At 60.9% G+C, this 15,518-nt stretch carries 6 protein-coding genes and 6 pseudogenes; 6 read left to right on the forward strand and 6 right to left on the reverse strand.

The features are described from left to right. The first annotated feature begins 77 nt into the window (after positions 1 to 77). Together HAP47_RS33965 and HAP47_RS33970 are read left to right on the forward strand one after the other, a co-directional pair. Entirely contained in the window at positions 78 to 407 is a 330-nt protein-coding gene (locus tag HAP47_RS33965; protein WP_173640843.1) for a hypothetical protein, read from the forward strand. Then, positions 388 to 2,457 (forward strand): recombinase family protein, encoded by a 2,070-nt coding sequence (locus HAP47_RS33970; protein ID WP_173640842.1) that lies wholly within the window; start codon positions 388 to 390, stop codon positions 2,455 to 2,457. The genes HAP47_RS33965 and HAP47_RS33970 overlap by 20 nt, the downstream gene beginning before the upstream one ends. Positions 2,458 to 2,491: 34 nt before the next feature. Here the strand turns inward: HAP47_RS33970 and HAP47_RS33975 are convergent. Together HAP47_RS33975 and istA are read right to left on the reverse strand one after the other, a co-directional pair. Continuing rightward, positions 2,492 to 2,839, reverse strand: a pseudogene (locus HAP47_RS33975) (ATP-binding protein); the annotation flags it as partial. A gap of 85 nt (positions 2,840 to 2,924) precedes the next feature. Continuing rightward, positions 2,925 to 4,361: pseudogene (gene istA / locus HAP47_RS33980) on the reverse strand (IS21 family transposase); the annotation flags it as partial. Positions 4,362 to 4,736: 375 nt separating this feature from the next. Between istA and HAP47_RS33985 the strand changes: the two are divergent. Beyond that, positions 4,737 to 4,982 (forward strand): annotated as a pseudogene (locus tag HAP47_RS33985) (transposase domain-containing protein); the annotation flags it as partial. Between the two features lie 114 nt (positions 4,983 to 5,096). Here the strand turns inward: HAP47_RS33985 and HAP47_RS33990 are convergent. Next, positions 5,097 to 9,539, reverse strand: coding sequence for a Ulp1 family isopeptidase (locus tag HAP47_RS33990; RefSeq protein WP_231168555.1), 4,443 nt, complete (start codon positions 9,537 to 9,539; stop codon positions 5,097 to 5,099). Positions 9,540 to 9,974: 435 nt separating this feature from the next. On the opposite strand from HAP47_RS33990, the pseudogene HAP47_RS33995 reads away from it, so the two are divergent. Next, positions 9,975 to 10,533, forward strand: a pseudogene (locus HAP47_RS33995) (integrase core domain-containing protein); the annotation flags it as partial. Between the two features lie 194 nt (positions 10,534 to 10,727). Then, positions 10,728 to 11,885, forward strand: a pseudogene (locus HAP47_RS34000) (IS3 family transposase). A 119-nt stretch (positions 11,886 to 12,004) separates the two neighbouring features. On the opposite strand, the gene HAP47_RS34005 reads toward HAP47_RS34000, so the two are convergent. Then, positions 12,005 to 13,285 (reverse strand): type II toxin-antitoxin system HipA family toxin, encoded by a 1,281-nt coding sequence (locus HAP47_RS34005; RefSeq protein WP_166103963.1) that lies wholly within the window; start codon positions 13,283 to 13,285, stop codon positions 12,005 to 12,007. Then, complete coding sequence (locus HAP47_RS34010) at positions 13,282 to 13,569, reverse strand: helix-turn-helix domain-containing protein (RefSeq protein WP_173640841.1); 288 nt, start codon at positions 13,567 to 13,569, stop codon at positions 13,282 to 13,284. The genes HAP47_RS34005 and HAP47_RS34010 overlap by 4 nt, the downstream gene beginning before the upstream one ends. A 340-nt stretch (positions 13,570 to 13,909) precedes the next feature. On the opposite strand from HAP47_RS34010, the pseudogene HAP47_RS34015 reads away from it, so the two are divergent. After that, a pseudogene (locus HAP47_RS34015) lies at positions 13,910 to 15,058 on the forward strand (IS3 family transposase). A 206-nt stretch (positions 15,059 to 15,264) separates the two neighbouring features. On the opposite strand, the gene HAP47_RS34020 reads toward HAP47_RS34015, so the two are convergent. Beyond that, a complete protein-coding gene (locus HAP47_RS34020; protein WP_166051656.1) occupies positions 15,265 to 15,411 on the reverse strand; it encodes a hypothetical protein in 147 nt (48 codons plus the stop codon). Positions 15,412 to 15,518 lie beyond the last annotated feature (107 nt).

Below are 15,518 nucleotides of genomic sequence, written 5' to 3' on the forward strand. Positions count from 1 at the left end.
CCCGCAAGCGGCTCGGGAGTGAGACGCATTTTGTTATCAGACAACCTGATGCGACGTTAACGCTTCTGCCGGCATGGATGACGGCCCCCGCCGCCGCTTCCTTCCGACTGACGGCTGATCCGCGGCTTCCGGTGGATCGTCTGCTGGAGGCGCGCGTTCTTGCCGACGCGGTCTTAGCCTCCTCTCCCAGGGAATCGTCCCAATCGCGAGGAGGCGGTCATGGCGGACGCATCACGTCGTCAGGGGATCTTTTCGGGAGCCCTCCAAAATACAGCAGCATTCCAATCGAAGCCCACCAGCAAATGTTGGAGCTGTTGAAGGAGCTTCTGACCGAAGCACTCACCGACAGCGCGGTCGACGCAAACGACGTGAACCGGGAGGACAGCGGTGAGCAAGATCACGCCTGAGCACCTTGCTCGCCAGGCCGTCGTGTACGTTCGTCAGTCGACGGCCGACCAGGTTATCAACAACCGAGAGAGCCAGCGCCGCCAGTACGGCTTGGCCGACCGTGCGCGGCAGCTGGGCTGGAGCGAGGTGGTCGTGATCGACGATGATCTCGGTCGCTCTGGTGGCGGCACCACGCGTCCCGGGTTCGAGAAGCTGCTTGCCGCCATTTGCGAAGGGCGAGTTGGCGCTGTGGTCTCGATTGAGGCCTCTCGGCTGGCCCGCAACGGCAGGGATTGGCATACGCTCCTGGAGTTCTGCGGGCTCGTCGGAACACTGATCGCCGATGAGGACGGCGTCTATGATCCGCGCCACCCCAATGATCGCCTTCTGCTCGGCATGAAGGGCACAATGAGCGAGATGGAGCTGTCTATCTTTCGGCAGCGCTCGCTTGAAGCCTTGAAGCAGAAGGCCCGCAGGGGGGAGCTCTTCCTCAACGTTGCAATCGGTTATCTCAAAGTCTCCCACGATCGGATCGAGAAGGACCCTGATCGGCGCATTCAGGAGGCGCTCGCACTCGTGTTCACCAGGTTTGCTGAGATGCAGACACTTCGCCAGGTCCACCTGTGGTTACGGCAAGAACGAATCACTTTGCCCGCGGTCAGCCATGGCCCCGAGGGTCGCCACGTCGAGTGGAAGTTACCAGTCTACAATACGATCTATCACATCCTTACCAATCCCATCTATGCTGGCGCCTACGCCTTCGGGCGCTCGGGCAGTCGGGTGACGATCGAGGCCGGCCGCAAGAGGATCGTGCGGGGCTTCCGGCGGGAGCGCAGCGACTGGGAAGTTTTGATCAAGGATCACCATGAGGGCTACATTACGTGGGCGGAGTTCGAGAGGAATCAGCGCTTGATCACCGATAACGCCAATGGGAAGAGCTTCATGAGTCGTGGCTCGGTCCGCTGCGGCGAGGCCCTTCTTGCAGGGCTCCTTCGTTGCGGTCACTGCGGTCGCAAACTTCACGTTGCCTACAGTGGCACGCACGGCACTGTTGGGCGTTATCATTGCCGCGGTAGCCAGATCAACCATGGCGGAGATCCGTGCATCTCATTCGGCGGCCTGCGCGTGGATCGCGCAATCAGCGCGGAAGTCATCGCACGTTTGCAGCCGCTCGGTGTCAAGGCTGCGCTGGCTGCCATGGAGGCTCGCGGCCGTGAGCACGCCGAGAAGCTGCGCCAACTTGAACTGGCTCTGGAGCAAGCGCGCTATGAGGCCACTCGTGCTCGTCGGCACTATGAGGCCGTCGATCCCGACCATCGCTTGGTAGCTGGCGAGTTGGAGCGGCGTTGGAATGAACGCCTGCTGGCTGTCCGCGCGCTCGAGGATGAGCGCGGGGCGTTTTTAGCCAAGCCGGAGACGACTCTGAGCGAGGCGGATCGCGAGCGGTTACTCGCGCTTGGCTCCGATTTGGAGCGAGCCTGGAACAGCCCTGGGGCGACGCCTGCGACGCGCAAGCGGATCATCCGAACTGTGATCCGCGAGATCGTTGTGCGCGTCCACGATGAGGCGATCGAGCTTGTCATCCACTGGCAGGGCGGCGATCATACAGCACTGAAGACCAGGAAGAACCGTACGGGTCAACACCGCTGGAGGACGTCCGCGGATGCCATCGATCTCGTGCGTGTTCTGGCACGGCAGATGCCCGACAACACGATCGCGGCAGTCCTCAACCGGGCCGGCAAGTCGACGGGGCGGGGTAACAATTGGACCCGCGCCCGCGTTTGCCACTTGCGCAACCAGCAGGCTATCGCGCCCTACCGAGAGGGCGAACGCAAGGAGAGAGGAGAAATCACTCTGGATGAAGCCGCCGCAGCCTTGCAGGTCAGCCCATCGACGGTTCACCGTCTGATCGCGGAGCAGAGCTTACCTGCGCACCAGCTGTGCAAAGGCGCACCTTGGGTGATCAAAGCGCTTGATCTGGAGCAACCCGAGGTCAAGAAGGCCGCGCAGGCGCGACGCTTCCGGCGGCCGCCGTCCGACGATCTGCGCCAAAGAGAGCTTGAACTATAACGGCATAGCGAGGTGAGCAGTATGAATCGGACTCGGGTGGACCGAACAAGAGCAAATTGGCGCCGGCCTTCAACCAGGCGTCGCCAGCGGCGAGCGCCATCGCCTGTGCCTTTGATAGCATCGGCACGCTTTCGAAGTCGAAGGGGGCGAGCGTCTTGCCGGCGGGCAAACGCGCTTCCACCATGTGTCGCTCGATCCGACGGCGGGTGCGATCGGCCGCCTCGTGCTCGGCAAGGGCGGCGAGGAAGCGGGCGGCAGGCCACCCTTCCTTGTCCGACTGTGCGGCGAGCTTCGGCCAGATCGCCTTGACGCCCGGCAGGCGGAGCTCATTGAGAAGCAGCTCGACACGGGCGGCATCGACGGAGGTAGCGATACCGGTCATGCTGCCTCTCCCATGTTCGAGCGGCCCAACATGACGCTGACGGAGGCGAGTTCATCGTAGACGTCGAGCGGCACCAGCTGGACGGCGACACGGCGACACGTGGGATCGAGGCCGCCTCGGGTCGGAAGCGGCCGCGCAGCGCGGCAAGATCGCGTCCAGATCCATCGCGATCACCTCGGCGAGTTCTGCTTCGCAGGCGCGCTCGTGAGCCAGCGCCAGAAGCTCGACCGTCACCTTGCAGGCGCGCCGGTCATCACCATGCTCCCGCAAGGTCTCGAACAGACGTTTGTAAGCTGTACGCGGGAAGAGTTGGTCGCGATAAACGAGATTGAGGAGCGCCATCGGCTTGCGCCGCAGGGCATGGATGACGTGCCGGTAATCCACGACATGACCGCCCTGGCTCTCGGACATAGGCCGACCGCGCCGCAGCGTCACGACCGGCGTGACGCCAAGGAAGCATTCGAGCCGGTCGTCGAAGATGCGCACACGCAGGCGATGGCCGATCAATCTTGAAGGCACGGTGTAGAACACGCGCCGCAGGATGAAGCCGCCTGACTACGTCACCGGGATCACTTTCTCCTCGAAGTCGGTCGTGCGGCCTTTTGGCAGCGGCGCCAAGGCCTCCTTCTCGAGCGCGATCGGCTTGGCGAGGTTGGCGTTGCGCCGGCCGACAATCTCGTCGACAAAAGCCCGGTACGCATCGAGACTGGCGAAGTCGCGCGTCCCCCGCAGCAACAGCGCATCTTCCAGTGCCCGCTTGAGATGGCCGTGCGCGCTCTCGATCGGGCCGTTCTCATGTACGATGCCCGCATTTGTTGCGCGTTGGCGCCATGCCATAGTGGCCCATCAGCCCGGCGTAGCGCTGCGTCAGATCCGCCCGTGCGTCGGCGGCCAGATTGCGGAATGCTGCCGACAGGCTGTCGCTGCGATGCTCCCGCGGCACGCCGCCGAGCGCCCACAGCGCGTTCTGCAAGCCCACCGCCAGGGCGACGAAGCTTTCGCCGCCGAGCACGACATGGGCATGCTCGAAGCCGGAGAACGCCAACCGGAAGTGATAGAGCCGGTGATCGAGCGGCTCACCCGCGATGGTAATACCGAGCGCGCTCACGTCGGTGAAGTCGGACAGACCAGGCGGCCGGGCTCGTGCTGCTGGCGGAAGATCACGTCCTGTTCGGGACCGTTGAGCGCGCGCCAGGCGTTGATGCGCCGCTCCAGCGTGCGGCGGATGTTCGGGTTCAAATCATGATGCCGTCGGCGCAGCTCGTCCAGCCGCCGATCACGCGGATGCCGGGCGCAGCCTTCAGGATCGGAACGATCTCGGCGTCCCAATACTGCCCGAGCGGATCGGACCGGCGCCGGCCCCTCGGCGTCTTCTTCTGCGATGGCGGGCGACAATCGCCCTCGATCGATCCGCGCTTGCCTTCGAGAACCCCGCCTTGGCCGCGGCGGCCTCGGGGGACAGTGTCAGTCGGTAGGTCATGTACAGCCTCATCTGGTGGTCGGTGATGTGGAGGCCAGGCAAGGCATCGATTCCCTCTTGTCGAGACGAATCAACAGCTTGCACCAGCCGCACCCGGCCGCCAGACGGGTCCAAAAACGCGACGCCGATGGGGACGGTCCTCCGGTCGGGCTGCGCCCTCCCTTCGGTCCGTCCCCATCGACGCAGTCTCACCTTGATTGTCGCTGGAGTCTCACCCTGATCGCCGCCGCGCAATCTTGGGGCGATACGATCTCGGGCGGCTTGTCTTGGACGCGATCGGTGCGGCTTGGCGGCGTGCAAATGCAAACCAATTTCGCGCTTCGTCCCGATCTCGTGACCCTACCGATACCAGCCCTGTCCGGTAGCGCGGCGGTACCCTCTACCCTCGACGCAGAGCCCTGTTTGGGCCGAATGACAGGCAGGATCTGCTTGACCAACAATTGTGCTGAGCGCGCATTGAGAGGCATCGCCTTGGGAAGGCGCAACTGGACCTTCGCCGGCAGCCAGCGTGGCGCCGACCGTGCCGCCATCATGCTGACGATCATCACGACCTGTCGCCTCAACAAAGTCGATCCCAAGGCCTGACTCGCCGACGTCCTCGCCCGTATCGCCGATCTTCCCGCATCGCATCTGCACGAACTGCTGCCCTGGGAATGGAAGCTCCTGCGCCGAGCCCGCCGGTCAGCAAGCCGCCTGACCTTCACGCAAACCATCATAGAGTTCGTCGTGCCCGCGCGCACGCTTCAATCAGGCGGTCTTCGTCGTATGCGTACGACATCAGCCCCTGAGTCGGTTCTGCAGCGCCTGCCGATTGGCAACGAGGCTGCTGAGGTTCAGCAGGTGTGGTGCTCGTCCTTGCTCCAATTGCCTAACCAGCGCCCGCGTGCCGTCCACCACGAAGACGCCGCAATCATAAGTGTTCAGCTGCTGGGTCATGCCGCGTGACTCCAGGCGGGCGCCCAGCCTTGCTGCGAGCTCTGCTGCGGGCGTGTTGTTGTATTCCCCCATGGAGTCGTAGCGATAGGCAACCGGCCTTTCGCGGTCGCGGCGATCAACAAACAGCAACGACCAATGGGTGCCGGGGAGATTCGTAGCACGGGCATTGTTCACTGGCAGGAACAGGAAGTCGGCTGTGTCGTCACCATTCTGATCATGGACGATGCGCTGGAATGCGCGTAGCATTTCGCTCTCGGTGCCCAAGCGCAGGCTAACAAGGGTTATGAGAGGATCCACGAACCGCGTCCGGGCGGCGAGATCCGGATTGTCCCCCCCCAACTCTTGCGCCAGGAGCTGGTAATCTCTCAGGACATGCTCGTCGCCCAGCCATTCCGTGTCCTCGAGCACCAGCCCGCGGCCGTGAGGCGAGGCTGTCGGACCTAAAGCCCCGATCTGAGCATCGTAGGAGGTGCTCGGAAACGCCGGCACAGAATTAACATCGTCGCGTGATTCAGACGGCGTGGCCGCAGTCAGATCAACCAATGGAGGACCGCCGTAGGTGCTTGAGCGAGCCCTGGCAGCCTGCGCTGGCTCAAAGTGAGCATCGTCGCGCAACTCGGACGGATTCGGATTCACCAGTGCGAGATGCTGAACCCTGGCAGTTGATGGTGACGCCGGTGCTTGCATCTTCCGCCGCGACAACTCCTCGCTCAACCACGCCAAAGCTTCATCGTCCGAGGAGGCTGGCATCGGAGAAAGCCGCTGCGGCGAGCCGAGCTGTCGAGCGCCATGGTGATGACCCAGTACCGCCCTGGCAAACGGCGGCGCAAAGTCGGGCGGCGGGCTCCAAGCGTTGTCACGCAACTCAAATGATGCGGGCGAATTCGGATTAACCGCTGCTTCAAGACCGCCATAGGTGTCTGAGTGAACCCTGGCAGAGTGCGCTGGCGATGCTTCCAGGACCGGCCACATACTCCAATCAAAGTTGAGCGGCATCTGCGGCGACCAGGTTGAGGCGGACCAGGCAGGTTCCTGCTGTCCAGCTTGGACTATGTCCTGCGCCTGCTCCGGGGGAACCCCGGGCCACGGTGGGCCGTCTTCCACCATCAAACGCAGATCCTGATTATAACCTTCCGGGAGGACCAATGGCCGACTGACAGCTCGCTGCAGCGCCGTGGCATCTTGGTACCCACTCCCCTGCATCGTCGGCTGCGCCTGCCATGGCGATGCACCCAGTTGATGGGTGGGGGCCGACGTCAGCAGGCGACCGCCTGAATTGGCGATCTCGCTCAGTTGCCGCTCAATGGCAACGCCGTGCAGATTGTCTAGGGTCCTCGGCCTCTTCGCTGGCCTCAATTCAGCTGTGTCATGCTCATCGTTGATGACGACCTCCTCGCTTGGCAGGAGGTTGCTCTTGGCAAGTGCACCGATCGGCTCGTCCGGGAACTGCTGGCGGTCGGACTCTCCGGGATCCGGTGCCTGGTCATGGCACGCGGCTGGCTCAAGAGACGACGACGGGCCGGGGGCGTCCATCAGCCCCAAAACCAAATCCTGATCGTAGCCTTCCGCAGGAAGCTCCTCTCGCCTGCTGAAAGCTTGCTGCGACGCGCTGTGCCGCGCAGCGGCGTCGCCGACCCGCCTCGACTCCATCAGAGCCGCGTCTTCGGGATCAGGAATGGGGGAAATATGGCGATCGAGCTCCATCGCCTTACCGGCCGGCGATTTTCGGAGATGGGCCAGTGCGGCACCGATCTTCCGATTACCACCAGCGTCCTTATAATCCTCGACATCTCCATCCAACGCCTTGCCGGAAAGCCGAGCAGCAATGCCCTTCTTGTTATTTTCACGCAGGTAGTCACTGAAACTGTTAAGAACAACTGCATAGGTACGTACGGTACCTGTCGCAGCTTTGTTTTTGTACTCTTTGATGAGAGCCACGTCCTGGGGATAAGGATTCAGCTTAGCGCGGCCTGCGATCGGCACGATCCCGCCCGTCGACTGCGAGGTCCGGAGATGACCAATTGCCGTAAGGAGTCTCGTGGGATTACCCTTTCCAAAGAACTCAGCATCATCGGTCAGCGACTTGTCGTCGAGCCGAGCAGCAATGGACTTTCTTTTATTTGCGACAAGCCAGCGGCCAAAGCTGCGAAGGGGCCACACATTGGCCTTGGCGGTGATTTCGGTAGCCCCGCCCTTGATGAGGGCCTTCTCAAGCTCCGAAATAAGGCGAGCGTCCTCGGAATAAAGAGGCTGCTTCCTGCGAACCCCAGTTGATCGAGCCGGCTGCAGCGCCGAGGACGACGGGCCGGGTTCGTCCATCAGCCCCCAAAGCAAATCCTGATCGTGGGCTTCCGCAGGAAGCTCCTCTGGCCAACTGCCAGCTTCCTGCGACGCGCTGTGCTCCGCAGCGGCGTCGCCGACCCGCCTCGGCTCCATCAGGGCCGCGTCTTCGGGATCAGGATGAGAAATATGGCGCTCGAGCTCCATCGCCTTAGCGCCGGCCGACGATTTTCGGAGATGGGCCAGTGCGGCACTGATGTTGCGGTAACCACCGGCGTCCTTCTTATAGTCCTCGACATCTCCATCCAACGACGTGCTGGGAAGCCGACCAGCAATGCCCGGCTTGTTGTTTTCGCGCAGGTAGTCACTGAAACTGCCAAGAGCAACCGTATAGGTAATGCCGGTACCTGTCGTTGCTTCGTTTTTGTACTCTTTGATGAGGGCCTCGTCCCCGGGGTGCGGATTCAGCTTAGCGCGGCCTCCGATCGGGACGATTCCGCCCGTCGACAGCGAGGTCCGGAGATGATCTAGTGCCTTACGGACTCTCTTGGGATCACCCTTTCCTATCGACTCCCGAACGTCGTTGGTCAGCGACTCGTCGTTAAGCCGAGCAGCAATGGCCTGCTTTTTGTTTTCAAAGAGCCAGCGGCCCAATCTGAGAAGATGACCTACATTGTCCTGGGCGGTGCGCTCGGCGACCCCGGTGAGTGCCTTGCTAAGCCCCAAAATAAGGGGCTTATCTTCGAGATAAAGAGGGCGCTTGCTGCGACCTACCAAAACCCCAGGTGACTTGCCCGGCTGCAGCGCCGAGGTGCCTGGCATCGGCCCGCCGTCTCCACCCCGCAACGCTGGAGGGTATTCGTGCCCGCTCGCCCGCATAATGGGCTGCGCCTCCGATGGCGATGCACCGACTTGCGCGGTTGGTCCGGGAGGCGACGACGGGCGGGTTTCGTCCATCATCCCCAAAGGCAAATCTTGATCGTGACCTTCCACGGGGAGGACCTCTGGCCAGCTGCCAGATCTCTCCCACGCGCTGCGCGGCGCGGCGGCGTCCCTGACTCGCGTCGGCTCCATGAGGACCGCGTCTTCAGAATCAGGAACGGGTGAGATAACGCGCACGAGTTCCATCGCTCGGGCGCCCGCTCGCGAGCCTCGGAGATAAGTTAGAGCGGCCCCGATCTTCGGGTCTCGACCGGGCGTTTTCTTATAGCCGTCGACATCTTTATCCAACGACTTGTCGGAAAGCCGAGCAGCAATGCCCTTCTTGTTATTTTCACGCAGGTAGTCACTGAAACTGCGAAGAGCAGTTGCATAGTTCTGGACGATATGTGTTGGTGTTTCGTTTTTGCACTCTTTGATGAGAGCCGCGTCCTTGGGATAAGGATTCAACTCAGTGAGGCCTGCGATCGGCACGATTCCGCCCGTCGACTGCGAGGTCCGGAGATGATCTAGTGCTGTACGGACCTTCTTGGTACCGCCCTTTCTTATGAACTCCTGGACATCATTGGTCAGCGACTCGTCGTTAAGCCGAGCAGCAATGGCCTGCTTTTTGTTTTCAAAGAGCCAGCGGTCGAGAGTGAGAAGATTACTCACATTGTTCTTGGCCGTGCGCTCGGCAGCCCCCCCTTTGATGAGGGCCTCCTCAAGCCCCAAAATAAGGTCAGCATCTTGGGAATAAAGAGGACGCCTGCTGATACCTATGTAAACCTCTGTTGACTGGCCAGACTGCAGCGCCGAGGCGCCTGGCATCGGCCCGCCGCCTTCACCCTGCGACGCTGGAGGGCATTCGCGCCCGCTCGCCTGCATGATGGGCTGCGCCTCCGATGGCGATGCGGCGACTTGATGGGGCGGGGTCTGCATCAGCACACGATCACCTGGACGGGTGATCTCGCTTAGCTGCCGCTCAAAGGCCGCCGCGTCTGTCGACGGGGACACCGGTGCAGTCTCTTGCTGGGCGGCGCTGTTCGATTGTTGCTGCAGTCGGCTAGTTGAGGTGAAATCCATCCGTTCTCACTTTCGAAGATATAGGCGCATCAGAGCTCGGTTTGGATCTCGTGCGCGGGGCAATCGAGACGGCAGCGCGGCGACCAAATCCACAGCACAGAATGTGCTCTCAACGTTGGATCCAGCAACAAACCAGCGTGGGTCCGAACCGTCCGCGCCGCAGGCAGTCGGACACTCGGATGTTCTTCCCCACAATTTTTGCTATGAGAGGAAGCTGTCGAGTACCTGACGAGCGCTGTCGGGCGACGTGGAAAATTGCTCCCTGACGAGACGAGGAATTGATCCCCTCGCGACACGGTCAGAACGGGGTTTATGCAGCGAATCAGTTCAGGTCCTCTGCGGTTCGAAGATCCGCGGAGGGAGGTCACGCTGGAGCTGGACGAGGTTTCGGCGATACTCCGGCTCAACGAGCTGGGGTAGGATAGCAAACGGAATTTGCAGCTGACCATCCCGCATCTGACGCGGTCACCCTGCATCGCTGCCTCCAGCGCCACGGCATCAGCCGATTGCCGGAGGTTGAAGGCGGCAAGCCTTCGAAGAAAAAGTTCAAGGCTTATCCGATCGCTTATTTCTACAAGATCCAAACAGTGCTCACTTACAATGGGATCCAGTTCACCTTCCCGCCCCGCTATGCGGACGGCCCGACAGCAATATACGTGACGCATATGTTCGATATGCGATGCCAAGAAAACGGGATCGAACATCGGCTGACCAAGATCAAGCATCCCTGGACCAATGGCCAGGTCGAGCGCATGAACCGCACGATCAAGGAAGCGACCGTCCAACGCTACCACTATGATCGACACGATCAGCTCGAAGCTCACCTTTCATCACCGCCTACAACTACGCTCGGCGCTTGAAGACCCTGAACGGCCTCACGCCTTACGAACACATCTGCAAATGCTGGACTTGCCAGCCAGAACGATTCACACTCAACCCGCTCCAGCAGATGCCGGGACTAACCCGTCCTATTCGTGAGAGTGCGTTTTTTTAGTCCGATTGATGGGCCGCACATCTGCTCTGACGAGGCGCGCGGGTGCCTTCGGCTTTTCACCGCCTGACGACCGGTACTTTGCAACGCGCTTGAGGGATGGGTTGGGCGAACGGGGCGCGAGTGAAATGGACCCCGATTTTGGGACCAGAGGTTAGTTGGAAAAGGGCCGCTCCGTTTGATAGACGGAGGGCATGATGACGACGAAGACGAGACGCAAGATCGACGCGGCACTGAAGGCAAAGATTGCGCTGGAAGCCGTGCGGGAGCAGGCGACGGTGGCCGATCTGGCCCAGCGCTATGGGGTTCACCCGAACCAGATCTATGCCTGGAAGAAGCAACTGCTGGACCATGCGGCGCGGGCCTTTGATGCGGGTGTCGGGCGCGAGAGCGAGGAAACGCGCGAACGCGAGATCGAGAAGCTGCACGCCAGGATTGGACAACTGACGGTCGAGCGCGATTTTTTAGCGCGGAGGTCCGGAAGATGAGCACGCCGGACCGTCGAGGAATGCTCGATCGCGCGGACAAGGCGCTGTCGATCCGTTGGCAATGCCTGTTGCTTGGCATCGCGCGCTCCGGGGTCTACCGGCCGGCCAACGACAACGACCTTGCCCTGATGCGGCGGATCGACGAGCTCTTCATCGCCTGGCCGTTCCTGGGCTCGCGGCGAATGACCGCAATGCTGAAGGCTGAGGGGCTTCAGGTCAATCGCAAGCGCGTGCAGCGGTTGATGCGCAAGATGGGCATCGCGGCGCTGGGACCGAAGCCGAACACGACGAAGCCGGCGCCGGGCCACAAGATCTATCCTTATCTGCTGCGCAACATGACGATCGACCGGCCGAACCAGGTGTGGGCCGCCGACATCACGTATCTGCCCATCGGCCGTGGCTTTTCTTTATCTCGTCGCCATCATCGACTGGGCGAGCCGTGCGGTTCTGGCGTGGCGATTATCGAACACGATCGACGTCTCGTTCTGCGTGGCGGCTCTGGAGGAGGCGCTGGCGAAGTACGGCAGGCCGGAGATTTTCAATACCGACCAAGGCAGCCAGTTCACCAGCGCGGCCTTCACCGGCGCGTTGGCGGGCGCAGGGATCAAGATCTCCATGGATGGCCGCGGTCGTTGGATGGACAACGTCTTCATCGAGCGGCTGTGGCGGTCGCTCAAGCATGAGGACATCTATCTCAAGGGCTATGCCGACGGCCGCGAGGCCAAGGCAGGGATCGCGAGCTGGATCTCCTTCTACAACGATCGTCGCCTTCATCAGGCGCTCGGCTATCGCACGCCGATGGCGGTCTGGCGCGAACGGATGCAGGCCGCGAAGGCTGTGGAATGGTGGACAACGCTGACGCGTTGACCACATGCCCACAGCAACAGCAGCAGACAGTGTCTCTGGCAGCGTGATAGGAAGTAATCAGGAGCGGTCAGTTTCCAACTAACAAACCGGCTCAAGCGGCCCCGCTCCGCGGGTCCATTTCACCTTTTCAGAAGGCGTTGGCATTCTTTGGCTCGCTCGATCAACTTGGCGGAAAGGCGCTCGATAATGACGTTATCTAGCCCTTCCGCTTGCGCGGCAGCGCACACGTCGCTCACGTTGTCGGGGAGCAGTTCGGCCAGCGAGTTCAATCCAGCAATCACTTTTTCCGCATCGAAACGGGTCTCGCGGGCGAATTTCTGCCATTCGCGCGCACCTATCTGGGCTAGCCTGTATTCCCCGCCGACCTTCATAGCGAGCTTCATCTTCTGCAAGTCGACATCGTCGTAGGGAAGGATGCTGGCAACATCGTAGAGTGGCGCAAGTCGCACCGTGGGGCCGCTGGCTAGGAGTAGTGAGTAGTTCTTAGCGTGTGCATCGGTGCCTCCGATGAGCCAATTTAAGCCGAGGGCATCGATGAATGTATCGAGATCATCAACACTGTCGGTGGAGTAGGTGCGTAAAAGTTCGATAATATCCGCAGCGGACGGGCCGCCCTCGCTTTGATATTTCTTGGTTGGCATGATGCCGCGTGCCTGGCACGCGTCCTCTTGATGGACGCGAATGACGTCATTGCCACTGAACTGCCGATCGTAGCGTTCGACGACAATGGCGATCTCTTTCTCAAACCGCACGACTTTGGTTCCGGCGACGGGCAAGCCGAGATTGCGCGCGAGATTGAGGCAGATGTGCTCGTTCTCGGCATGGCCATCGAAATGGCCGGTCGGCGGCTTAAGGATATGGGTTGTCGGAATGCCTCCAGACGGTATCCCCCATCGCGCCTTTTGCAGAAGCAGCGCGGTTTTCGGCTGGGCGCCGGCAAGACTGAATTGCCCCGTGTCACGCGGCAACCGCCACGCGGCATGATCTTCTCTCAATGCTTGCAGACGTTTTGCGACGGCGGTTTCGTCAAGCCACTCAACCTTGTCATTCGTACCGCTTCGCAATTCCTCCAAACGATCGCGCGTGACGAATTGAATGGCGCCGGCGCAATCTTCGCCGACGTGGGAAATCAGGGCAAAGACGTTGCGAGCCGAGACCTGAAACTTCTTCGCCCAACGATCGAGAACGCGTTCATTGTCCGGGAGCAGGCCCCATAGAAAGGCCTGAACAGCGGCGGGACCGTGTTCCTCGGCCGCGAGTGGCATGGAGAGCGAAATGGGGTACGCGCCCCTCGTTTGACGCCAATCGCTGTCATAGACGAAGGTGAGGCGGCCACGAGCGTCGTTGTGCACGCGGCCGACTTCCCTGCCGTCCAGGAGCGCGACGAGTTCGCTGGTCATGGCCTGCTTCTTTTGGCTTTTGACACGATTGCATTGATATCGACGGCTGACTTTTCTGAACCGCGGCCATGTGGTTGTTCGCTGCCTGCGTCTAGATGGATGCCGAGAGCGTCAAGAGCGCGGAGTACGAGGCCGAGTTCGGCGCGCGCGTGGCCGCGCTCGATCTCGATGACCCACTGACGGCTGACGCCAATGCGCTTGGCGAGGCTGGACTGATCAAGCTTGTGCCGTTTGCGGGTATCCCGAATGATGGCCCCGAGATCGGCCGATGTGCGTATGAGCATGGCAATTCAAAACGTTGTCGTTCGCTTACATTACCATATGTCCGCGTTCGACGACAATTGAAAATGTCAGCGAGCGCTGACTTCCATAAATGTCATCGCTCGTTAACATGCGTAACGTCTCCTAACTGCGCTGCATAAACCCGCGACGGCTAAGAGCACCACGGACGTAATCGGGACGTTTCTGGTCTCCTGCCTTAGGCAGGTTGCACTCAAGCGGACAAGTGTGACGTTGCGAGAGCGACACACACGCAGAGAGCTGGCTCCGCAAATTCGGACAGTAGCTTGAGTGGATTTTCTGCCTGAGAGCGGCGAGGATTCTTGCCGCGAAACAGGAGCGAAGATGACGAAGAGGAGTCGCCGGACGCATTCTCCGGCATTCAAGGCAAAGGTGGCTTTGGCGGCCGTGAAGGGGGAGAAGACATTGGCCGAGCTGGCGCAACTGTTTGATGTCCATCCGAACCAGATCACGACCTGGAAGTCCCAACTCCTGGAAGGCGCCGCCGGAGTGTTTGGGCAGGACAACGGACCGGCCGAGGCGCCGGTCGATTTGAAGCGTTACATGGCAAGATCGGCGAGCTTGCGTTGGAGAACGATTTTTTGTCCGGCGCGCTCACCAAGGCGGCCCTGCTGAGCGCAAAGCGATGATCGACCGCGACCATGATCTGTCTGTCGTGCGCCAGGCGAAGGTCCTGAACCTTGCCCGCAGTACGGTTTACTATGAACCTCGGCCGGTTTCGGCCGAGGACTTGTCTTGATGCGCCGGCTCGATGAGCTGCACCTCGATTATCCCTTCGCAGGGGGGCGCATGCTGCGATCGCTGTTGCAGCGTGAGGGCATGCAGGTTGGCCGCCGCCACGTCGCGACGCTGATGAAGCGCATGGGGATCGAGGCGATCTATCGCCGTCCGAACACGAGCAAGCCCGCACCGGGCCAGAAGATCTACCCGTACCTATTGCGCGGATTGAAGATCGAGCGGCCGAACCAGGTCTGGGCAATGGACATCAGCTACATTCCGATGCGACGTGGATTCGTTTACCTCGCCGCGGTCGTCGATGTGTTCAGCTGAAGGGTATTGGTCCATCGCGTATCGATCACGATGGAGACGATATTCTGCGTCGAAGCGCTCCAGGAGGCGTTGGCGAAGCACGGCAGGCCCGAGATCTTCTTCAACACGGATCAGGGTAGCCAGTTCACCAGCCTCGACTTCACCGGCGTGCTGCTGGACGCGAACATCGCCATCAGCATGGACGGCAAGGGTGCCTGGCGCGACAACGTGTTCGTCGAGCGGCTGTGGCGCACTGTCAAATACGAGGAAGTCTATCTGCGTGCTGAAGTCTATCTGCGTGCTTACGACAGCGTGCTCGAGGCGCGAGCATCGATTTCCAAATATCTGGCGTTCCACAATCGAGGACGTCCTCACTCGAGCCTTGACGAACGCACGCCCGACGAGGCTTACTTCGGCGCGCAAACGATGGTGACGGCCGCATGATCGTCGCCAACGATTTTGCTGCAACTCTGGTCGGGCTTGCGCCCTCCCGACGCCACAGCAAAATCGTAAAGCCCCGCGTTCAGCATAACCCGGCAGGAATCCATTAATTTTCGCGGGGCCCTGTCCAAACAACCGAGACCAGCTCTGTGATCAATTTCGCCAAAGGCGTCTCTGGCTAGACAAGGCCCACTCCAAAGAAAGAAGTCTCAGATCATGGTGCCGTACCAAATCACGAGCGCGAAGATCACCAGCAAGACGATGGTGATGATCTGTTCACCGATGGGTATCGGTTGTTTGTCCATGACCCGCGCCGAATCGAAACGGCCTTCAAAGCAAAGCTTGATCGATTGCATCCACGATTACTGAACCAACTCAGCCATCATTTGAATACGGCGACGACATCGATGATGACGAAGAGGCCGCCAACTGAGGCGCCCTTACTAATGGGCGGCTTTTGGTA

It is taken from the genome of Bradyrhizobium sp. 41S5, from assembly GCF_011516665.3.
Lineage (GTDB): Bacteria > Pseudomonadota > Alphaproteobacteria > Rhizobiales > Xanthobacteraceae > Bradyrhizobium > Bradyrhizobium quebecense.